Here is a 20,375-nt window from a genome sequence, read left to right as displayed (position 1 = left end):
GTGCGGCCGGCTTAGGACACTGTTTCAAACCGCCTCGCACCGCCAAAACCGCGAGTTAATGACAATTGTTCTCAATTACGACATCGACTGTAATCCCCGCTACCCCGCCCACCCCCGCGGTTTGGTGCGCCGCAATAGCCGTGGGCGTAGAATGGAGCTCTTTTTCAACCAACAACGATTCGGAGTCAGCGCAATGGGCCTGAAACTGGTCTCGCCGGGCAAGAACCCGCCGGAAGAAATCAACGTCATCGTCGAGATCCCGAAGGATTCGGAGCCGGTGAAGTACGAAATGGACAAGGAAAGCGGCGCGATGTTCGTCGACCGCATCCTGTCCACCCCGATGCGCTACCCCTGCAACTACGGCTTCGTGCCGCAGACCCTGTGCGGCGACGGCGACCCGGCCGACGTGCTGGTGGTGCTGCCGCTGCCGCTGGTCCCGGGCTCGGTGGTGCGCTGCCGTCCGGTCGGCGTGCTGAAGATGAGCGACGAGGCCGGTAGCGACGAGAAGATCCTGGCCGTGCCGGTCGCCAAGATCTTCAGCGGCTACGCCCATGTCGAAGACATCGCCCAGGTGTCCAGCCACTGGCTGGAGCGTATTGGCCACTTCTTCGAGCATTACAAGGATCTGGAAAAGGGCAAGTGGGTCAAGATCGAAGGCTGGGGCGACGCTGCTGAAGCCAAGCGCATCCTGGTCGAAGCTCACAAGAGCTACCTCGCCACCCAGGAACAGGACGTCTGATTTGCCCTGCGTGCGGTCGTAATACCTGGCCCCGCGCAGCGACAACCATCACGTTTTCCTTGCAGAGGGCATGACCCTTTGCCAGCGAGCAGCTACATTGACAGGCCGGTTTCCGGCCTGTTTTTTGTTCGGATTTTGCGTTTTGTCCAAGGGGAAGTGTCTTGCGAATCCTGTTAGTCGGCGGCGAAGCCAGCCTGTCGGCCGAGCTGCTTGAGTACATCGGCGATCTCGGCGACGAGTGGGAAGTAGAGTCGGTTCCGGACGGCAGCGCCGCCATCGTTGCGGTGTCCTCCGCCACGATCGACGCGGTCATCGTCGCCCCGGTGCTGCCCGACCTGGCCCCGGCCACCCTGCTCGGCCAGATCCGGACACTGCGCCCGGAAACCATCCGCATCGCCCTGATCGATGGCGACAACAGCCAGCGCGTGCCTTCGGCGCGGATCATTGGCGTGGCCCATCGCTTCCTGCCCCTGCCGCTGCCGCCGGAAGTCCTGCTTGAGGCGCTGACCAGCCTGGAAGAACTGCGCGAGCTGCTGGACAGCCCGCGTCTGCGCCAAGCCATCGGCCGCATCGAGAAGCTGCCCTCGCCGCCGCATCTCTACCTGAGCCTGATGCACGCGCTGGAAGACGACGAGGACAGCAACGCCGCGGAAGTCGCCAAGCTGGTAGCCGCCGACCCGGCCATCGCCGCCAAGGTGCTGCAGCTGTCCAACTCGGCGTTCTTCAACAATGGCCGCGCGATCTCCGACCTGCGCGGCGCGGTGACCCGGCTGGGCATGGCGACGCTGCGCGACCTGGTGCTGGCCAGCGAAGTCTTCGCCCTGCCGGGCATGTCCGGCCCTGATCGCAACGCCATGCAGTCACGCGCGCTGCTGGCCTCGCGCCTGGCCGCCAAGATGCTGCCAGCCGCCAGCGCCGAGCTGGGCTCCACGGCGGCGCTGCTGGCCGATATCGGCCTGTTGCTGCCCGGCGTGCGCGACGAGCGCCAGCCTGCCGATGCTGAAGAAACCCGGCCCGGTCACGCCGAAGCCGGTGCCTATCTGATGGGCCTGTGGGGCCTGCCGATGCCGATCATCGAAGCCGTCGCCTTCCAGCTGCAGCCAGGCCGCTCCAATGTCCGTAGCTTCTGGGTGGCCGGTGCCGTCCACGTGGCTAGCGCGCTGGCCTCCGGCAGCGAGGTGGATGAGCAGTACCTGGCCCGCGTCGGCGTGCTGCCGAAGCTGGAGCAATGGCGCGCGATAGCCGATGAAATGATGGGCTTGAGCGTCGACGCCTGAGCCTGATCCGCAGCAACTGCGGGACAGCGATTGAATGACAACGGCCGCAGATGCGGCCGTTGTTGTTTGTGTGGATCGAACGCGGCAAGCATTGCCAAGACTGCTGCCTTGGGTGGTTCTGCCAGGTGCCGGCTGCGCTGCGCTTACCCGGGCTAATTGCCCGAGCTACGAATGCTTCATGTGACTCTGCTGCCCTAGCTGCGCTGTGCATACCCCGGCTACGGACTTGAGCGCGTTGCAGCAGCTTGCATGACTTCCGTGATGCGACCGCAGTCTTCGCTGATCCGCGCAAAGAAAAAGGGTGGGCCTTTCGGCCCACCCTTTGTCATGCATCACAGAGCTTCGATGGATCAGAAGCGCTGGGTGTACTTCATGTACACGTAACGACCGATGTCGAAGCCGCCGTAGTAGGCGTAATCGCTGTTCGGTGCCGAGTACTGCAGCGCACCGCGGTGGTTGAACAGGTTGTTCGCACCCAGAGCGATGGTCGCATCCCACGGCGCCTTGTAGCTCACCTGCAGATCGTGGAAGGTGTTGGAACCGGTGCTGCGCAGCGGAGCCTTCTCACCGTTCTGGTAACGGTTCGGCTGGTCGCACCAGCCATCAGCCAGGGAGACGCACTTCTCGTTCATGCCCGAGTAGTAGCGCGCGGTGTAGTTGACACCCCAATCGCCCAGTTCCCAGTTGACGCCAAGGTTGGAACGCACGCGGAAGATACCCGGGCTGCCAACGAAGCCGCTGGTGATGGTCTCACCGGCCGCATTCTGACCCTGCTCGTCATACTTGGCGACGTAGGTGGTCTGCCAATCCAGGCTGATCTGACCGATGGCCAGTTCCGGCAGACGGTACTTCACACCCAGGTCGTAACCTTCGGTTTCCATCTGACCCAGGTTGGCCAGGCCATAGAACAGCTGGGTGATGTGACCGTCGGCAGCACGCACGATGCCGTTGCAACGCGCTGCATCGCCCAGCACGTAGCAATCACGCAGGATGCGATCGACGCTGTCGGTGATGATCATGTCGTTGATCTGGTAGTTGTACCAGTCAAGCGAGATGTCCAGACCCTGCACCCAACGCGGGCTCCACACCATACCTACCGTCTTGCTCTTGGAGGTTTCCGGCATCAGGTTCGGGTTGGAGCCCGAGATGAACTGGTCCGGGGTGGCGCACGGCCAGGTGGTGCACGGCTCCAGGCCCTGACCCAGCTGGACGTAGTTCGGAGCAACACCTGCGGTGGTGCAGGCAGGGCTGCCAGCGATCGAGCCGGCAACGCCGACAGAGCACGGATCGGTGTACTTCTCGAAGCTCGAGCCGGTGCCGCCGTACATGTTGTCGACCGACGGAGCGCGGAAGCCTTCAGCGTAGGTACCGCGGACCAGCAGTTCGTCCAGCGGACGCCAGGTCACGCCGAACTTGCCGTTGACGGTGTCACCGAAGTTGCTGTAGTCCGAGTAACGGCCAGCAACGTTGATGGTCAGTTCCTTGGCGAAGGCCATGTCGGCCAGCACCGGGATGTTCAGTTCGAGGTAGACCTCGTCCAGATCATACTTACCATTGGTGGTGGTCTGTGCCAGACCGGTGTACTCGCCCGACTGCATGAATGCGTCCGGGACGAAACGACCTTCTTCTTCACGGTGCTCAACGCCAATGGCGAAGCCCAGATCACCAGCCGGCAGGGCCACGATCGAGCCAGCCAGGTCAGCGGTGAACGAGGTGGTCTTGGTCACGCCGGTGGTGGTGAAGGTCGGGAACAGGAACGTCTGCAGATCCTTGTTGTCCAACGAACCCGGGCCAGCAACGCCGGCCGGCAACAGCGGGTTCCACGCCAGGCAGCCATCGATCGGCTTGGCCGAGGTGCCGCAACGGGCAACGCCGTCAGCATCGATGAACGACTGGCCCAGGGCCTGACGTGCAGCGATCAGGCTCATGTCGCCGTGGTTGGTCTTGGTCGACTCGTTGCGGTTGAACAGCGCGCCGACGTTCCAATCGAACGACTTGCCGGCGAACTCGAAGAAGCCGCTGACGGTCGGCGCGAAGCGCAGGGTCTTCAGCTTGCTTTCGGTGGTGCGCGGCATTTCCCACAGGCGGCGACGGAACTCGACGTCCTGGCCGATCGGGTTGAATGCGCTACCTGCGGTCAGCGGGGTGTCGAACGCCTGCGACTGGTACGGATAGCCGGCAATCTGCTGGTCCGTGGTGCGCTCGTTGTACAGGATGTCGGCGTTGAACGACACGTTGTCGGTGAAGTCGTAGTTAGCGTTCACATAGACCGACTTACGCTCGATACCGGTCTGCAGCATCATCTGCTGGTTCGAGTTTGCGAACTCGGCGCCGGTGATCGGGTGGTAGTCGTTCGGGTTCTTCGGATCGCCACCCGGGTTCAGCGTCTGCCAAACCGGGTTTACTTCGCCTTCCTGCTTGATGCAGTCGTTGAACACGCGCGGGTCGCACCACGTGCCGTTCTGGCTCAGTGCGCTCCAGTCAGCGGTGGTCGAATTCGGGCCCTTGGCGCCGCCCTTCGAGAACCAGCGATCCTTGGCCATCACCGGATCCTGCTTCGAATACTCGGCAGACAGGGTGATGCCACCACGCTCGCCTTCCGAGCCCATGGTGAAGGAGTACTGGTTGGTCTCGCCGTCGCCTTCGCCGAACTGGCCGAGATAGACCTGGGCTTCAGCACCGTCGAAACGCTTGCGGGTGATCACGTTGACCACGCCGGCGATGGCGTCCGAACCGTAGATGGCCGAGGCGCCGTCCTTCAGCACTTCAATACGCTCGATGGCCGACATCGGGATCTGGCTCAGATCCTGGTAACCGCCCGAGGTAGCGCCAAGACGCTTGCCGTTCATCAGCACCAGGGTGCGGGTAGCGCCCAGGTTACGGATGTCGATGTAGTAACCACCCACGTTCTCGCCCGAAGCCAGGGCTTCCGAACGCGAGATTGCCGGGGAACCGGCCGAGGTCATGTTCTGCAGTACGTCTGCGACCGAGGTGAAGCCCTGCTTTTCCAGGTTCTCACGGCTCAGGGTCAGGATCGGCTGCTGGGTTTCCATGTTCGCGCCACGAATGCGCGAGCCGGTGACTTCCAGGCGATCAAGAGTGGTGGCACCGGCAGCAGCTTCCTGCGCCGACGCAAAAGAGGGGGTCAAGGCAATAGCAATGCCGGCCGGGAGCAAGCCCAACCGCACTGCAGAATTACGAAGCTTCATCAATCTCTCCAAAGAGCTAAAACAAACGACAAAGTTAGCGGTGTGTTAAACACCCCTGAACGTTACGTTCGTACTGCCGCCTTGGTTTTGCTCAAGCCATCCTTAAACTTTGCCGAATCTGGCCTCAACGCAATTGGCATCTCCCGGTACTGCGTTGCGGATGCACCGAAACGTGCACGAAAAGCACGCGCAAAGCTGCAACAGTTATCAAATCCGCTGGCAGAGGCCACTTCACCGATCATCATGTCGGTATCGCGCAACAGCATCGCTGCACGTTCCAGTCGCAGGCGCGCCGACAGTGATTGCGGGCTTTCTTCATACAGTGCCTGGAAGGTCTTGGACAGATACCAGCTGGAGAAGTTGGTCAGCTCGGCCAGCTCACCAATGCGCACGACGCGGTGGCTGTTGCCTTCCAGATACATGCGCGCACGCTGCATGCGGCCAAATACCTGACGCTTGCGGATGCGCGAGCGGCCCGGGCAGCGCTGCACGGTGCCGGCCAGGTCACGCTGCAGGGAGGCAAGATGCAGCAGCAAGGGCCGCAGCTGATGGATGGTGGCGCCCGGCGCCTGTGCTTCGCGCCACAGGCGCAGCGCCAGCCGCGCCTCACCCAGGCTCATGCGGCCACGTCCGGTATAGACGCTGCTGTCGGCCAAGGTGCCCAACATGCGCAGCGCATCGGCATCCAGGCTGATACCAATGCACATGCCATCACGGCCCGCCTGGATCAGCGGGCGCGATTCCTTTTCAAAGGCAATCCATTCGCGCTGACGCAGGCGGAACTTGCCCTCCTTGGATTCCACCCAGGCGGTGCCACGCAGCTGCAGCCATACCGTGAATACCGTGCCGGAGGTCTGCAGGCTGCCCAGCCGGGCCACGCCGACACAGGCCGGACGCGGTCCATCCTCTGCCTGCTTTTCGAACGAAACCGACTGACCACGATCCACCCACGAAACCTGCCGCATGTCGCACACCATCGTTTGCCTTCATTGGGCGAACGTTTTGCCAACTTTGGCGGCGTTGGTCAGGAAAGTCCGGCGAGAATGCTCCGAATTCTTCCCGATAGAGCGTACGAAAAACTTCCGAAGGAAAATTTCCTTACGGCGACAACCACTTAGCCAAGCCCATCACCCGTCGAGGTGCGCGCAGGGGAATGCGCATCATCCCAATATCGGCGCTGTCGGTGAGTGCCAAGGCAATGAAAACCGCACTGCCATCCGGCGCCAGGCTCAGCCCATTGCCGGCACTGAAGCGCTTTGCGTCCAGGCACTGGCTGGTCCCGTCGCCGGCAATGGCGGTGAGCCTGCTGCTGCACTCGCGGCTGATGTCCTGGTACTCCACCGCACCATGGGCAGCGACTGCCCAGGTGCGGTAACGCCAGCGGCTGGGCAGCTCGGCATGCACTGGTTCAACGCTGTCCGCCGCCAGGTCCGGCGCCGCCTGCCACAGCCCACCGCTGGCCAGACGCGTGAACAGGATGCGTTGCCCGGCACGGTCATAGCGCACCTGCGATACCCCTTCCAGCGAAGCTAGCCGCTTCCACGGTTGTTGGCTGCGATCAAACAGGGTCAACGTCATGCGCTCCTCATCGCCCCGCTCCACCACCAGCAGAGTATCGGGCGCTGCGCCGTAGACCGCCTGCAGCGGCTCAGCCGCCGGTACGGCCAGCTTCACCCAATGCCCTTCCTCCGGTGCCACCTCATAGATGCCGGGGGCGCCGTCGGCATCACGCCCGGTCACCAGCAGATGCCGTCCATCGGCGGCCCAGTCCATTGGCTGGCGCGCCTCCGGCCGCACGCCTTCCAGCACCTGCAACGAAGCCGGCTCATTCAAACGTGCCCACCACAGTGCGAACGTGCCCGAGCGGTCGGACGTGAACGCCAGCTGCGCGCCATCGGGCGACACCATGGGTTGCCCATCACGCGCCGAGGAGGCAAACAGCCGTTGCGGCGGCCCACCATTCGCGCCCAGCGGAATGCGGAACAGGCCGGACTGGAACTGGCTGCGCATGAAGGCCAGGTTGCCACCGCCGCGCGATACCGCCGGGCTCTGCGCGTTATCGATACCCATGTCGCGCAACAGCCGGGTAGCCACATCCAGCCTGTACAGGCGCGATTCGCTGTCGATGCGCCGGCCGAACACCATCTCGTCCGAACCCAGCCAACTCCAGCCGCGGATCTCCGCTGCGTCGTCGGTCAAGCGCTGCGCGTTGCTGCCATCGGCATCCATCATCCACATATCGCCTACCTGTGGATTGCGCACAAAGCCGATCTTCTTGCCATCGGGCGAATAGCGCGGTGCATAGTCGAAATCGTCGGCGCCCATCGCGTACTGCAACGAGGACCAGCGCCCGGATGCCAGGTCCAGGCTGCGGATACCACGGCTGGCATAACGCCCGGTCATCGAGCCGAACAGCAGGCTGCCGCCATCTGGCGCCCAGTCAAAGCTGAGCATGTCGGTGCCATCGCAACGGGTGACACGGCGCAGGCCGGTACCGGTAGCCGATACCACCAACACCTCGCAATCACCCTGCGGCAGGAACCGGGCGAATGCGACGCTGCGGCCATTGGGCGACCACACCGGGAAGCGGTCCGAGGCGCCCGTCGGCGTGGCCAGCAGCGGTGTTGCGGTGGCATTGCCGACGCTTTGTATCCAAAGGCTGGAGCGGTTGTCGCGCTCGCGTGCGAACACCACCAAGGCACCGTCGGGTGAAAGCGATGGGTTGACCTCCACATCCTCGGTGGCGGTGATCAGCCGATACGGACGCGCAGGGCTGCCCAATACGCGATTGCCTTCGGCAACCGTCGTGTCCTGCGCTGCCGGCGCAGCACGACCCCACAGCAACCAGGCCATCACCACGGTGCTGAGCAGCAGGACGATACCGAGCACCAGCAATACATGACGACGCAGCCGGCGGTGCTTGCCGCGTACACCAGGCTGCACGGGTGCAACGGCGGCCTCCGCTACGGAAACTCCGCCTGCCGTGGGCGCATCGATCGTTGCCGCGTCAGTACTCGCTTCCCACGCCACCGGCGCCAGCAGGCGATAGCCGGTCTTGGCGATGGTTTCGATATAACCTGCGCCCTCCTCCGCACCGGTTGCGGCAAAGGCCTTGCGCAACTGGGTAACGGCTTGGGTAAGCACGTCGTTGGTCGGCATGGTGTCCGGCCAGACCTCGGCGAACAACTCCTCGCGCGTGACGACCTGCCCGGGATTACGCGCAAGCGCCAGCAACACGCCTACCGATTTGGGAGTGAGCCGTGGGGTTTTGCGTGTCCCTGGCAGATGCACCTCACGTGAGGAGAGCACCACCAGACACTCACCGACGCGCAGTCGGTCAGAGCTATTTTTTTCTGTGAGATTCAGTGCCATCGCGGTCAATCAAGTCGCTGGCGGACACTCATCCTGTGTCCAGCTCGCCGGGCTCAAGCCCTATAAGCCGCCAAGTTCCGCAAAAGGCATCAACGCAAAGAGCAAATGTTTCGTCTGAAATGGATATTACTCTACTGGCGTTCCCCGCGTGCCTGCACGTGGATGACATCAGGCTCTCTCTCGCCGACGTAATTACATAATCAGCTACATGATTCGCGCCGTATGGCGCGATTTTTTTATCTAGCGTTCAGTTTTCTCGGCCTTGTAAATGGTCAGGCCTACCAGCCTGGAAACCACCAAAGCTACGTACATAACGCCTGCAAACTGCTCCAGCATCACCAACCCGCGTGCCTGCGGATGTACCGGCACGACGTCGCTCAGGCCTACCCCTGACAACAAGCTGAAGCTCAGATAAAGCAGCTCTACCCAGCTCCTGAAATCACCCTCGCTGGTGGCGACAAAACTGCCTGGGTAGAAGTGCTGACAGACCGAATAAGCAAACGCGAAAGCCCAGGCCAACAAGGTGAAGGTGGCACCCGCCGCGAACAGCTCATCGCGCGTGACCTTGTGGTCCTGCAGCATGTAGGCGATCAGGCTGCACGAGGTGTAGAAGTACAGCAGGCACTCGAACACCTGCGACACGGCAATCAGCGAGTGCCGTTCCAGCAATGCCCCGGCGATGGAGAACACCACCGCCGGAACGGCCAGCGTCAACGCCATCCAGATGCCCAGCGGGCTGCGCCGCACCACCCACACCGCCAGGCCCAGCACCACCATGCCAAACACGCCGAACAAGGCGCGCCCGGCCGGGGTATGTTCCATGGCCGGGTACAGCAGCACGCCCAGCAACTGCACCGCCAGCAGCCAGGCCGAGGGATGCTTGCGCGCCATGACGATCCATCTCAAGCGCGAATACATACGCTTCCTTCTCGCTCACTGGCCAATGCTGCGGTGGGTTGCGGGCGTGTTGCCGGCCGAAGCCGGTGTCAGGGCGTCGACTTGGCCGACATCCCGGCACGGTACGGGTAGTCGGCGAAGATCGCCGCCACCGCCGCATCAATCCGCTCGCCCCGCTGCTCAGGCTTCATCCGCCCTACCGTGCCGACCGCGACGCCTTCCCAGACCAGACGCTTCTGCCGCGCATCGACCACATCGACATTCAAGGTGCCTTCGGTGTACTGGCGCACATCGGTACGATCACGCCAATAGGGCACGGCGACATAGCTGCGCGCGCGGTAGCTGTAGTAATAGTCGTAATCCACTTCCGGCATGGTGGTGACCTGGGTCTTGTCCTGCAGATAGGCGTTGAGGTTCACCCAAAGATCCGGATTTGCTTCATCAAACACATAGCCGCGGGCCTCCATCTGCGTGCGCACCGACGCACGGATGCGGTTGCTGGTGATGGTGGTATAGCCGTGCTGTTCAAGCGCCAGCGGGCTGAAGAACGCAAAACTGCGGTAGCGCGAGAAGTCGGCGCTGGGATCGGCCTGGCTGGCGACACGCGGGGTGCTGGCGCAGGCGGCCAGCAGAAGCAGCAACGAGACGACGAAAAACCGTGCAATGACGCGAGTTTTCATGGCAGACCCCTGGTGTGGACGGCTGCAAGCTAGCACGTCCGTACCCGTCCCGGCGTCAAGTGGCCAGCAGGGCACCCGACAGGATGCCCTGCTACCGGTTGCCGCCTTACTCGACGCGGTAAACCTGCGCGCCCTGCTCACGGAACTGCGCCGACTTTTCAGCCATGCCTGTCGCCAGCGCCTGCGCTTCCTCCACACCCTGCTCGGCCGCGTACTCGCGCACGTCCTGGGTGATTTTCATCGAGCAGAAGTGCGGGCCGCACATCGAGCAGAAATGGGCCAGTTTGTGCGCGTCCTTGGGCAGGGTTTCGTCGTGGAATTCCTTGGCCTTCTCCGGATCCAGCCCGAGGTGGAACTGGTCTTCCCAGCGGAACTCGAAACGCGCCTTGCTCAATGCATTGTCGCGGACCTGCGCGCCGGGATGGCCCTTGGCCAGATCGGCGGCGTGCGCTGCGATCTTGTAAGCCATGATGCCGTCGCGCACGTCCTGTCGGTTGGGCAGGCCCAAGTGCTCCTTCGGCGTCACGTAGCAGAGCATCGCCGTGCCGTACCAGCCGATCATCGCCGCACCGATCGCACTGGTGATGTGGTCGTAGCCTGGCGCGATATCGGTGGTCAGCGGCCCCAGCGTATAGAACGGTGCTTCGCCACACTCCTGCAGCTGCTTGTCCATGTTCTGCTTGATCAGCTGCATCGGCACGTGACCTGGGCCTTCGATGATGGTCTGCACATCGTGCTTCCATGCAATCTTGGTCAACTCGCCAAGTGCTTCCAGTTCGCCGAACTGCGCCGCATCGTTGGCATCGGCAATGCAGCCTGGGCGCAGCCCGTCACCGAGGCTGAAGGACACGTCGTAGGCCTTCATGATGTCGCAGATGTCCTCGAAGTGGGTGTAGAGAAAGTTCTCCTTGTGGTGCGCCAAGCACCACTTGGCCATGATCGAACCACCACGCGAAACGATGCCGGTAACGCGTTTGGCAGTCAGCGGCACATGCCGCAGCAGCACGCCGGCATGGATGGTGAAGTAGTCCACGCCCTGCTCGGCCTGCTCGATGAGCGTGTCACGGAAGATTTCCCAACTGAGTTCTTCAGCGCGGCCATCCACTTTCTCCAAGGCCTGGTAGATCGGCACCGTGCCGATCGGCACCGGCGAATTGCGCACGATCCACTCGCGGGTTTCATGGATGTGTTTGCCGGTGGACAGATCCATCACCGTATCGCCGCCCCAGCGGATGGCCCACACCAGTTTTTCCACTTCCTCGGCGATACCGGAAGACACCGCGCTGTTGCCGATGTTGGCGTTGATCTTGGTGAGGAAGTTGCGGCCGATGATCATCGGCTCGCTTTCCGGGTGGTTGATATTGTTCGGCAGCACCGCACGACCCCTTGCGATCTCGTCACGTACGAATTCGGGCGTGATGATCTGCTGGATATTGGCGCCAAAGCTCTGCCCCGGATGCTGTGCAAGCAGGCCGGCATCGCGCACGGCATCCAGCCGCTGGTTCTCGCGGATGGCGACATATTCCATCTCCGGGGTAACGATGCCGCGGCGCGCGTAGTGCATCTGGGTGACATTGGCGCCGCCGATGGCGCGGCGCGGCAGCATGCGCCCCGGGAAGCGCACCGCATCGAGCCTGGCATCGTGTTGGCGGGCACGGCCGAAGTCGGAACTCAAACCCGCAAGCTGCTCTGTATCACCACGTTCCTCGATCCAGCGTGCACGCACCGCTGCCAGTCCGGCGGCAAGATCGATATTGGCCTGCGGATCGGTATACGGGCCGGAGGTGTCATATACGGTGACCGGCGGGTTCTCCTCCCCGCCAAACAAGGTGGGCGTGCGAGTCTGCGCGATCTCGCGCATCGGTACCTGCAGGTCCGGGCGCGAACCACTGACGAAGACCTTGCACGAGCCGGGAATCGGCCGGGTCACGGATTCGGAGAGTTGCTGGGCCTGTTGCTGCAGGCTGGGCTGTGCATTCATTGGCATTCGTCCTGGTCGATCCGCACACGGGGTGCGAAGGCCACGCGAGGGATTCGCATGGCGGAACGAAGCGAAGGCGCACGCTACCCGCACACGGCCCATTACGGGCGCAGCGGCTGGCAGCACACGAAGCTTCCCTACGCCGGTATGAGCCGGATCAGGTTCGAAGGGTATGTCTCAACCGCGACCCAATGGCCGCGGTACCCCCGCTTCGGGCGCCATTAGACCTGCAATCGGCGGGAAAGCCAACCCGGCAAAAAGCCGGCTGTGGCGTGCATGCACGTGTTTAACCGCAGTGCGACAGACCGCAGCAGCTGGCCCTGCATTAACCCAGCGCTGCGTGGGCCACACCCGCGCAGACGGCGCGCTAACGCAGTCGTGACGCCAGATTACATAGCATTCGCTCATGGGCCCTTCCAACGCCGCCCGCGCGGCAATTGCCGGCCCGCCCTCCTGACCCCTGCTGGGGCGCCCGCCGGCTGCCCTGCCGGCCCGGGCGAGTTCCTCTCGCCCACCTGATCGGAGAAGCTCCTCGATGGTGTTCCGTGTCTCCATTGCGCTGGTCGCACTGCTGGTGCTGATTGCCGGCTTCGCCCCCGGGCCCTTCAACGACGTGGTCCAGGCCATGCTGGGCCAGGTTGTGCGCGGAGCAGGGTGGATGTACCTGCTGATCGTGTTCCTGACCCTGATCTTTCTGATGTATCTGGCGTTTGGCCGCTTTGGCAGCCTGCGCATCGGCGGTGAAGATGCCGAACCGGATTTCTCCCGCGCCAGCTGGTTGTCGATGCTGTTTGCCGCCGGCATGGGCATCGGGCTGGTGTTCTGGGGCGCCGCCGAACCCATATCGCACTTCGTCAGCCCACCGGAAGGGTTGCCGCCGCAGAGCATGGACGCCGCGCGCGCCTCCATGCGCTATGCGTTTTTCCACTGGGGCCTTCATCCCTGGGCGATCTATGCACTGATCGGGCTGGCGATGGCGTGGTTCCAGTACAACCGCAACGGACGCGGTTTGATCAGCGACATGTTGCAACCCATCATCGGCCGCCATCATCGCGGCTGGTTCGGCCAGCTGGTCAACATCGCCGCAGTGGTCGCCACGGCCATCGGTGTGGCCACGACACTTGGGTTCGGCACCATCCAGATCGCCGCCGGCCTGCAGCGCGTGTTTGGCGTCAAGGCAGGGGTTCCCCTGCAGATGACGGTCATCGCGGTGGCCTTCGTCCTGTACATGCTTTCAACTACCAGCGGCGTTGATCGCGGCATCAAGTGGCTGTCCAACTTCAACCTGGCACTGGCTGCACTGCTGCTTGCCGCACTGCTGGTGCTTGGCCCCACCGGTTTCATCTTCGACACCTTCACCACCACGCTCGGTTCCTATCTCAACCAGTTGGTGACGATGAGTCTGCGCATGTCGCCTTTCTCCGGCAGCACCTGGGTCGCGGACTGGACCATCTTCTACTGGGCCTGGTGGATTGCCTGGGCACCGTTCGTCGGCGCGTTCATCGCACGTGTGTCGCGCGGCCGCAGCGTGCGTGAGTTCGTGGTGGGCGTCGTGCTTGCCCCCACCCTGCTGGGCTTCCTGTGGTTCTCCGTGTTCGGCGGCACCGCGTTGTGGTCGCAGCTGTTCGGCCATGCGGACCTGGTGCAGGCGCTCGGCAATGGCTATGAAACCGTGTTGTTCACGCTGTTCGACAGTCTGCCCGCCTCGCTCTGGCTGTCTGGGCTGGCGCTGGTACTGCTGGTGATCTTCTTCGTGACATCGGCCGACTCGGCGGTGCTGGTCCTCGCCAGCATGTCCACCGACGAAGCCGGCGACCCGCCGTTGTCACGCAAACTGGTCTGGGGCGTCGCCGTTGCGCTTATTGCCGCCGTGTTGCTGCTCGCCGGCGGACTGGAGGCGTTGCAGGGCATGATCACCATCGCCGCGCTGCCATTCGCGTTGCTGATGGTACTGGTGATGGTGTCGCTGTACCGGGTGCTTGATGCCGAACACAACCGCCAGCGCCGGCTTGCGCTGCGCACGCGGCACATTGTCGAGGCCTGGATCGAGCGTGAGCAGGCTGCGCAGGAAGAAGCACGTGCGGCGGGTGAGCATTCGTCAGGCTTGGACAAGTAGACGGAAGCTGCGTTGGGTTGTGAATCAACGCGGTGCGTGCAGCTGGCCAGGCGTCCAGTTGCGTAGTGCTTCTGAACAATTGGGTGACAAGGACGGCAGCGAAGCGCTACCCCTCCCCAACCCTCCCCTTCGCTGCGCGAAAGGGAGGGGGTAGAAGCGGCTCCGTCGCCATCTTGTAGATCGCCAAGAACGGCCCCTCCCCTTCGCTACGCGAAAGGGAGGGAGTAGAAGCGGCTCCGCCGCAACCTTGCAGATCGCCAAGAACAGCCCCCTCCCTTTCGCGCAGCGAAGGGGAGGGTTGGGGAGGGGTGCTCTGGCTCTGGCTCTGGCTCTGCCCCCGCCACAACCCCAAGCAGCAAGGCTCAATACCCCGCCGCCTGCCCATCCTTGCGGCTTTCCGAAGCACCGTAGTAAACGCCGCTGTCCGGATCACGCATGATCGCCTGGTAGCCGCCGTAGGGCCCATCGGCAAACACCACGCGGTGACCTTTGCGCATCAGGCTGCGTACCGTTTCATAGGCAAACCCGGTTTCCAGATTGACCTCGCCACCATCGCTCATCGCGGTGGCCTGCCCGGTCGGTTCGGTTGAGCCCTCGTGCTGGATGCGCGGCGCATCACCGGCCTCCTGCAGGTTCATGCCGAAGTCGACCAGGTTCATCACAATCTGCGCATGCCCTTGCGGCTGCATTGCACCGCCCATCACGCCGAAGCTGGCGAACGGCTTGCCGTCCTTGGTGATGAAGGCAGGAATGATGGTCTGGAACGGCCGCTTGCCCGGCGCGTAGCCATTGGGATGATCTTTCTGCAGCACGAACATCTCGCCGCGATCCTGCAGGATGAAGCCCAGGCCGGGCGGAGCCATGCCGCTGCCCATGCCGCGGTAGTTGGACTGGATCAGCGACACCATCATGCCGTCGGCATCGGCCACGGTCATGTAGATGGTATCGCCCTCTTCCAACTGCTTTGGCGTGCCCGGCTGCGCTTCTTTCAAGGCCTTGTCCATCGAGATCAGCGCACGTCGCTGCGCGGCATAATCCTTGGAAATCAGCCGCTGTACCGGTGCCGGTGAGAACGCGGGATCGGCATAGAAGCGGGCGCGGTCGGCGAATGCCAGTTTCTTGGCTTCGACAAACAAGTGGATGTGCTCAGGCGAGCCAAACGGAATCTTCGAGAAATCGTAGCCTTCCAGCACATTGAGAATCTGCAGTGCGGCGATGCCCTGGCTGTTCGGTGGCAGCTCCCACACGTCGTAACCACGGTAGTTGCTGCTGACCGGCTCCACCCACTCGCCCTGGTGTGCAGCCATATCCTCGTAACTCAGGTAGCCGCCATTGGCTTTGAAGTAGTCACCAATGTTGCGGGCGATAGCACCCTTGTAGAACGCATCGCGTCCACCATCGGCGATCTGCTGCAGGGTATTGGCCAGATTCGGGTTGCGCCACATCTGCCCCTTGCGCGGTGCGTGGCCGTCAATGGTGAACTGTTCTTTGAAACCCGGATACGGCGACAGCCTGGGCACCGAGCGGTCCCAGTAGTACGCAATCACCTCGGACACCGGGTGACCGTTGCGCGCATAGGCGATGGCCGGTGCAAGATTGTCGGCCATTGGCTTGCGGCCAAAACGCTCATGCAGAGCGAACCAACCATCGACCGCGCCAGGCACCGATACCGGCAACGGCCCAGTCGCGGGGATTTCCTTCAAGCCACGACGCTGGAATTCGGCCAGGCTCAACGAACGCGGTGAGCGGCCCGAGCCGTTGTAGCCATAGAGCTTGCTTGTCCTGGGATCCCAGACAATGGCGAAAAGATCGCCACCAATGCCATTGCCGGTGGGCTCCATCAATCCCAGTGCGGCATTGGCGGCGATGGCCGCATCCACCGCCGAGCCGCCGCCTTTCATCACGTCCAGGGCGATCTGTGTGGCCAGGGGCTGCGAGGTAGCAGCCATCGCATGCGGCGCGATGACTTCCGAACGGGTGGCAAATTCGTGACCGGTGACACGGTCTGCAGCCAGCACCGTCGCCGGCATCGTGGATAGAGCGAGCAACAGCGCAGTACGCAGCATGGCAGTGGCCAACGTGGAGGTGTTTCGACGATAGCCCAGGCACCGCTCTTACGCACGTCTTACGCCGGCCTCGTATCTAGTCCGCTGAAACAAATCCGTCGCCGCTACACATCCGCGCCGGGTACTCAGGTTCTTCCACAAGGGGCTCTTCAATGCAAATGCGATCCAAGCGCCGCCAGGGCGGCTTCACTCTGGTCGAAATGGCCGTGGTGCTGGTCATCATCGGCGTGATCATCGGTGCGGTGATGATCGGCCGCGATGTCCAGCGCAACGCCGAGTACACGCGCATCAAGCAGAAATTCATGGACCAGTGGGTGGTCGCATACAACACCTACAGTCAGCGCACCGGTGCGCCGGTCGGCGACAACCAGGCGGCGCCGCGTTTGATGGTCAACGGTGCAAAGCACGGTGCTGGCGTGACCTCCGGCGCCACCATCTCCGGTGGCGACATGAGCAACACCCAGTCGCCCGGTGCCCTGTGCCAAGGCAACCTGCCCGCCGGCGTGACCCCGGCCGCCACCGGCACCGACCTGCGCGACATCATGCGCAAGGCCGGCATCACCTTGCCGCCGGGCCGTGGCGATGGTTTCGAAGACCGTTACGCCTATCTGGATACCAACGGCAACCCGCAGGAAGTACAGGTCTGCTTCCAGTGGAATCCACCGGGCACCGGTTCGGGCTCGGGCAACATCATGGTCGTGACCGGTCTGACTCCGGATCTGGCGCGCTCGCTTGACCAGATGGTCGATGGCAAATCCGACCCGAAGGCGGGTGCTTTCCGTCAGGCCGGCATCACCGCGCGTACCGCCAACAGCACCGCCAACAGCAGTGCAACGGCCGGCAGCGAAGAGTGGGAAGGCAACAACACCCAGTCCGCAAGCTCGGGCCAGGGCAGCGCGGCGACGGTTGGCCAGAGCACTGACACCGAGCAGGTTCTGACGCTGACCGCCCACTACAAGATGAACCAGTAATCACGCCATGAAAGCGCCCAACCTACTCGCCCGCCTGAGGCAATCACGACGCACGTCGCTGATCGTTTTCGCCATTTCGCTGTTCGCCCTGGTGGCGACGGCGACATGGTTCATCAGTGCCCGTTCCGCGCTTGCCGACGCCTACGGGCGCCTTGGCAACGCCAAACAGGCATTGTCCGAAGCCCAGGTGCGCGAGCAGGAGGCGCAGCTGAAAGTGGAACAGGCGCGCTCCGCAAGCGATCTGGTACTGGCTGCCACCGCAGCCAATCTCCAGCCCAGCGGTTGGGGCGAGCGCCTGATCAGCCTGCAGCAGGCGCAGCTGACCCGCAGTGACGCGGCCACCCTGCTCGGCGCGCTGGGCCGCTCCAACGGCCGCATCACCGGCACCGAGGCGTTCGAGCTGTCGGTAACCCACCCGGACGAAGGCCTGTTCGACGTGCCCAGCACGGTGGACCGCATCCCCGCGCCGCTGTCAGTCACCATCCGTGGCAGCGTGATGTTCCGCACCAGCGAGTTCGATCCCACTGCCAGCGCGGCCGCAACCGCGGCGGGCACCGATGCGGCGCTCAGCCCGGCCGACACCACCACCGTCAGCGGAGCCGCCCCATGAGCCGTCAGCTTCTGATCCAGCAGCAAGGTAGCTGGCTGGTGTTTGACAATGGCAGCGTCAGCCGCAGCGAAACGCGGCCGCGCCCGCAACGTTCGGCCCTGGCCATCGCCGACTTCGAAGGCGGCGTCAGCAGCGTGGTATCGCTGGAAGGCAGCCCGGCACATGCCGTCGCATTGATCGAAAAGCGCCTGCGCGCCGACGGCCTGATCGACAGCGAAAGCAAGATCCTGATCCACAAGACCCGCACCGTCGGTGCGGGCTACCAGACCCTGTTCACCGCCGCACCGTTGGACCTGTGGCAGCAGACGTACGCCTGGGCCGAGGCGCAGCCGGATCATTGTCTGCTGATTCCAATCACCTCGCTGCTGTGGAGCAAGCTCAAGGCTGGCGAAGTCCTGATCTACCACTCGGGCCGCCAGATCACCGCGCTGGCGCTGCTCAAGCACACCATGATCTACCGCTCATCGCTGGCCTACAGCAATGATGCCGGTGATCTGGCAATGACCTCCGGTGCCCTGGCCGAGCAAATCGCCAATGACCTTGAGGGCGATGACAAGCAACTCGAACCACAGCGTGCGCATTGGTGCTCGGTATTGGTTCCGGCGCCGGCGGCCGGCGAGCCATGGCTGGATGACAGCCTGCGCGAAGTGTTCTCGGCGCGCAGTGGTTTGGCCGTGGATGCAGTCCCGACCGAAACACTCAGCGACGAGCACGGCAATCACTTCCGCAGCGGCGTCGCCTGGTTGGCAAAAAGCGCATCACCCACCATTGCGGTGAATCCCGCCGCCAGCCGCCTGGCCTATATGGCCGAGTGGGCGCTGCCACTGGCAAGTGCCGCCTCCATCGTGTTCGCAATCGCACTGGGTTCGATCGGTGCGCGCTGGACGCTCAGCGCCGGCGAAGCAAACGACCAGGCCGCAATCATCAGCGAAGAAGTCTCCGCCACCGATATGCGGATCGGCGCGCTGAGCAAGGAACAGGCCATACCGGCCGAATTCCCCCAGACCTATGCCTTCATCGAAAAGGTCAACAATCTGCAGCAGAGCATCGACCCCATCGCCGGCTTGAGCAAAGTCCGCGATGCGGCCTTTGGGCAGGTACGTGTGCTGCGCCTGCGCATGGAAACCGCGCAACCAAACGCCGCGCCCGGACAAGCCTTTGCCGCGCTGGAGCGGCCGACACTGCGCGTGGATGGCGCGGTGGATCCTGCCCAGGGCGGCGGCATGCAGGTACCCATCTTCATCGAACGCCTGCGCCAGGCCGGCTACGACCCGGTACCGCTTGACCCGCAAGGCGGCAATGTCGGCACCAGCAACCTGTTCTCCTATCTGTTGAAAGAGCCCGTAGTGAACGCAGGGGCCACGCCATGAAAATGAAATACTTCGCTGCGCTCTCGCTCATTGTCTGGCTCGGCGTCACTGGTTGGCTGGCCAGCATGGTGATCAGCAAGCCGGCCGTGCTGCGGCAGAACCAGAACGCCGAGGAAACCGCGGCAATGGCGGAGCTGCGTGCATCGGTTGATCGCAACAAACGCATGCGCGAAACCATCACCCAGCTTGGGCTTTCCGACGCCTATCTGAGCACTGCGCCGCTGGTGGCCGTTGCCGCCCCGCGTCCCGCCGCTGCCGATGTGGTGGAAGCCGCGCTGCCGCCGCCATCGGTATCGCTGGTACTCAGCTCCGGGGGCAGCCGCACCGCCTTCGTCAATGGCGAGCAGGTACGCGCCGGCCAGCGCCTGAGCAGTGGCGGCCGGGTCCGCGCGATCGGCCCGGACTGGGTACGCATCGATGATCCAGTGCATGGCAACCAGACCTATCGGGTGCCCGCCCTGATCTCCACTGCAAGCGGAGCGGCCAAGTGACCCCTCGCAACAAACCGCTGTTGATTGCCGGCGGCGCGATCATCGCCGGCCTGGTGCTGGTGCTGGTAGTACGTGGCACTGGCAATCAGCACAGCGACGCAGCAGCGGACGCTGCGCCGGTCGCAACCGCGCAGGCAACGGCAACGGCGCCACAGCAAGCCACGCACCCAGCTGCAGAGGCCTATCCATGGGATGCGCCCGCCGCCGCACCCGTCCTGGCACCGATTGGAGCCACCGCCACTGCCGGCGCCGCCAGCGCGCCACCGCCGCTGCAGCCCGAGGCCTTGGCCGCGATGCGCGAGCAGATTGCGCGCAGCGGTGCGGCAGCGGACGGCATGCTTCGCCGGCTCGATGAAATGGAAAGCAGCGGTCAGCTGCCGAAGGAGATAGACCTGCCAGCGCTGCGCAACAACATCGCCATTGCCAAACGCGCGCAGTACCTGTCGCTGGAGATCGTCAACCTCAACCAGCAACCCAGCACGCCGGAACGTACCCAGCGTCTTCACACCATTCTTGCCGAGCTGCAGCAGCTGCAGGGGCAGCTGCGCCTGGACGTCAACCTGCCTGCAGGGCAGTCGGCAAGCAGCGGGCACTGA

The 20,375-nt window shown here is 63.5% G+C and carries 15 protein-coding genes and 1 riboswitch; of the genes, 8 read left to right on the top strand and 7 right to left on the bottom strand.

Annotation, left to right across the window (positions count from 1 at the left end; all coding sequences use genetic code 11):
* Nucleotides 1-193: 193 nt before the first annotated feature.
* Nucleotides 194-739 carry an inorganic diphosphatase gene (gene ppa, locus ACVOKO_RS06720; RefSeq protein ID WP_057627806.1) on the top strand — a complete coding sequence of 182 codons (546 nt, stop codon included), beginning with the start codon at nucleotides 194-196 and terminating at the stop codon, nucleotides 737-739.
* A 161-nt stretch (nucleotides 740-900) separates the two neighbouring features.
* Complete coding sequence (locus ACVOKO_RS06715; protein ID WP_346498167.1) at nucleotides 901-2,016, top strand: HDOD domain-containing protein; 1,116 nt, start codon at nucleotides 901-903, stop codon at nucleotides 2,014-2,016.
* A gap of 350 nt (nucleotides 2,017-2,366) precedes the next feature.
* Here the strand turns inward: ACVOKO_RS06715 and ACVOKO_RS06710 are convergent, their stop codons facing one another.
* From ACVOKO_RS06710 to thiC, 6 genes are all read right to left on the bottom strand, one after another.
* Nucleotides 2,367-5,225 carry a TonB-dependent receptor gene (locus tag ACVOKO_RS06710; RefSeq protein ID WP_346498166.1) on the bottom strand — a complete coding sequence of 953 codons (2,859 nt, stop codon included), beginning with the start codon at nucleotides 5,223-5,225 and terminating at the stop codon, nucleotides 2,367-2,369.
* Between the two features lie 62 nt (nucleotides 5,226-5,287).
* A complete protein-coding gene (locus ACVOKO_RS06705; RefSeq protein WP_346498165.1) occupies nucleotides 5,288-6,190 on the bottom strand; it encodes a helix-turn-helix transcriptional regulator in 903 nt (300 codons plus the stop codon).
* A 133-nt stretch (nucleotides 6,191-6,323) separates the two neighbouring features.
* On the bottom strand, nucleotides 6,324-8,597 hold the full coding sequence (locus ACVOKO_RS06700) for a winged helix-turn-helix domain-containing protein (protein ID WP_346498164.1): 2,274 nt from the start codon (nucleotides 8,595-8,597) through the stop codon (nucleotides 6,324-6,326).
* A 240-nt stretch (nucleotides 8,598-8,837) separates the two neighbouring features.
* Nucleotides 8,838-9,515 carry an ion channel gene (locus ACVOKO_RS06695; protein ID WP_346498163.1) on the bottom strand — a complete coding sequence of 226 codons (678 nt, stop codon included), beginning with the start codon at nucleotides 9,513-9,515 and terminating at the stop codon, nucleotides 8,838-8,840.
* Nucleotides 9,516-9,583: 68 nt separating this feature from the next.
* Nucleotides 9,584-10,174, bottom strand: a complete 591-nt coding sequence (locus ACVOKO_RS06690; RefSeq protein ID WP_346498162.1) for a DUF4136 domain-containing protein — start codon at nucleotides 10,172-10,174, stop codon at nucleotides 9,584-9,586.
* A gap of 106 nt (nucleotides 10,175-10,280) precedes the next feature.
* Nucleotides 10,281-12,155, bottom strand: coding sequence for a phosphomethylpyrimidine synthase ThiC (gene thiC / locus ACVOKO_RS06685; protein ID WP_346498161.1), 1,875 nt, complete (start codon nucleotides 12,153-12,155; stop codon nucleotides 10,281-10,283).
* Nucleotides 12,156-12,271: 116 nt separating this feature from the next.
* A riboswitch (TPP riboswitch) is annotated at nucleotides 12,272-12,373 on the bottom strand.
* 317 nt (nucleotides 12,374-12,690) lie between these two features.
* On the opposite strand from thiC, the gene ACVOKO_RS06680 reads away from it, so the two are divergent.
* Nucleotides 12,691-14,271 carry a BCCT family transporter gene (locus ACVOKO_RS06680; RefSeq protein WP_346498160.1) on the top strand — a complete coding sequence of 527 codons (1,581 nt, stop codon included), beginning with the start codon at nucleotides 12,691-12,693 and terminating at the stop codon, nucleotides 14,269-14,271.
* Nucleotides 14,272-14,633: 362 nt separating this feature from the next.
* Here ACVOKO_RS06680 and ggt read toward each other — a convergent pair whose 3' ends face one another.
* Entirely contained in the window at nucleotides 14,634-16,337 is a 1,704-nt protein-coding gene (gene ggt, locus ACVOKO_RS06675) for a gamma-glutamyltransferase (RefSeq protein ID WP_346498159.1), read from the bottom strand.
* A 152-nt stretch (nucleotides 16,338-16,489) separates the two neighbouring features.
* On the opposite strand from ggt, the gene ACVOKO_RS06670 reads away from it, so the two are divergent.
* From ACVOKO_RS06670 to ACVOKO_RS06650, 5 genes are read left to right on the top strand one after another with little or no spacing between them, the layout of a single operon-like run.
* Nucleotides 16,490-17,308 carry a prepilin-type N-terminal cleavage/methylation domain-containing protein gene (locus ACVOKO_RS06670; RefSeq protein ID WP_346498158.1) on the top strand — a complete coding sequence of 273 codons (819 nt, stop codon included), beginning with the start codon at nucleotides 16,490-16,492 and terminating at the stop codon, nucleotides 17,306-17,308.
* A gap of 7 nt (nucleotides 17,309-17,315) precedes the next feature.
* Nucleotides 17,316-17,918, top strand: coding sequence for a hypothetical protein (locus ACVOKO_RS06665; protein WP_346498157.1), 603 nt, complete (start codon nucleotides 17,316-17,318; stop codon nucleotides 17,916-17,918).
* A complete protein-coding gene (locus ACVOKO_RS06660) occupies nucleotides 17,915-19,288 on the top strand; it encodes a hypothetical protein (protein ID WP_346498156.1) in 1,374 nt (457 codons plus the stop codon). The genes ACVOKO_RS06665 and ACVOKO_RS06660 overlap by 4 nt, the downstream gene beginning before the upstream one ends.
* A complete protein-coding gene (locus ACVOKO_RS06655) occupies nucleotides 19,285-19,779 on the top strand; it encodes a hypothetical protein (RefSeq protein ID WP_346498155.1) in 495 nt (164 codons plus the stop codon). The genes ACVOKO_RS06660 and ACVOKO_RS06655 overlap by 4 nt, the downstream gene beginning before the upstream one ends.
* Complete coding sequence (locus tag ACVOKO_RS06650) at nucleotides 19,776-20,375, top strand: hypothetical protein (RefSeq protein ID WP_346498154.1); 600 nt, start codon at nucleotides 19,776-19,778, stop codon at nucleotides 20,373-20,375. Before ACVOKO_RS06655 ends, ACVOKO_RS06650 begins: the two co-directional genes overlap by 4 nt.

Source organism: Stenotrophomonas sp. STEN240, assembly GCF_056756175.1.
Note: the sequence above shows the minus strand (reverse complement) of the source record. Positions and strands in the feature narration are given on the sequence as shown.

Coding starts and splice junctions, on each gene's coding strand:
- ppa (WP_057627806.1), top strand. CDS start 194: ATGGGCCTGAAACTGGTCTCGCCGGGCAAGAACCCGCCGGAAGAAATC.
- ACVOKO_RS06710 (WP_346498166.1), bottom strand. CDS start 5,225: ATGAAGCTTCGTAATTCTGCAGTGCGGTTGGGCTTGCTCCCGGCCGGC.
- ACVOKO_RS06705 (WP_346498165.1), bottom strand. CDS start 6,190: ATGCGGCAGGTTTCGTGGGTGGATCGTGGTCAGTCGGTTTCGTTCGAA.
- ACVOKO_RS06700 (WP_346498164.1), bottom strand. CDS start 8,597: ATGGCACTGAATCTCACAGAAAAAAATAGCTCTGACCGACTGCGCGTC.
- ACVOKO_RS06695 (WP_346498163.1), bottom strand. CDS start 9,515: ATGTATTCGCGCTTGAGATGGATCGTCATGGCGCGCAAGCATCCCTCG.
- ACVOKO_RS06690 (WP_346498162.1), bottom strand. CDS start 10,174: ATGAAAACTCGCGTCATTGCACGGTTTTTCGTCGTCTCGTTGCTGCTT.
- thiC (WP_346498161.1), bottom strand. CDS start 12,155: ATGAATGCACAGCCCAGCCTGCAGCAACAGGCCCAGCAACTCTCCGAA.
- ACVOKO_RS06680 (WP_346498160.1), top strand. CDS start 12,691: ATGGTGTTCCGTGTCTCCATTGCGCTGGTCGCACTGCTGGTGCTGATT.
- ggt (WP_346498159.1), bottom strand. CDS start 16,337: ATGCTGCGTACTGCGCTGTTGCTCGCTCTATCCACGATGCCGGCGACG.
- ACVOKO_RS06670 (WP_346498158.1), top strand. CDS start 16,490: ATGCAAATGCGATCCAAGCGCCGCCAGGGCGGCTTCACTCTGGTCGAA.
- ACVOKO_RS06665 (WP_346498157.1), top strand. CDS start 17,316: ATGAAAGCGCCCAACCTACTCGCCCGCCTGAGGCAATCACGACGCACG.
- ACVOKO_RS06660 (WP_346498156.1), top strand. CDS start 17,915: ATGAGCCGTCAGCTTCTGATCCAGCAGCAAGGTAGCTGGCTGGTGTTT.
- ACVOKO_RS06655 (WP_346498155.1), top strand. CDS start 19,285: ATGAAAATGAAATACTTCGCTGCGCTCTCGCTCATTGTCTGGCTCGGC.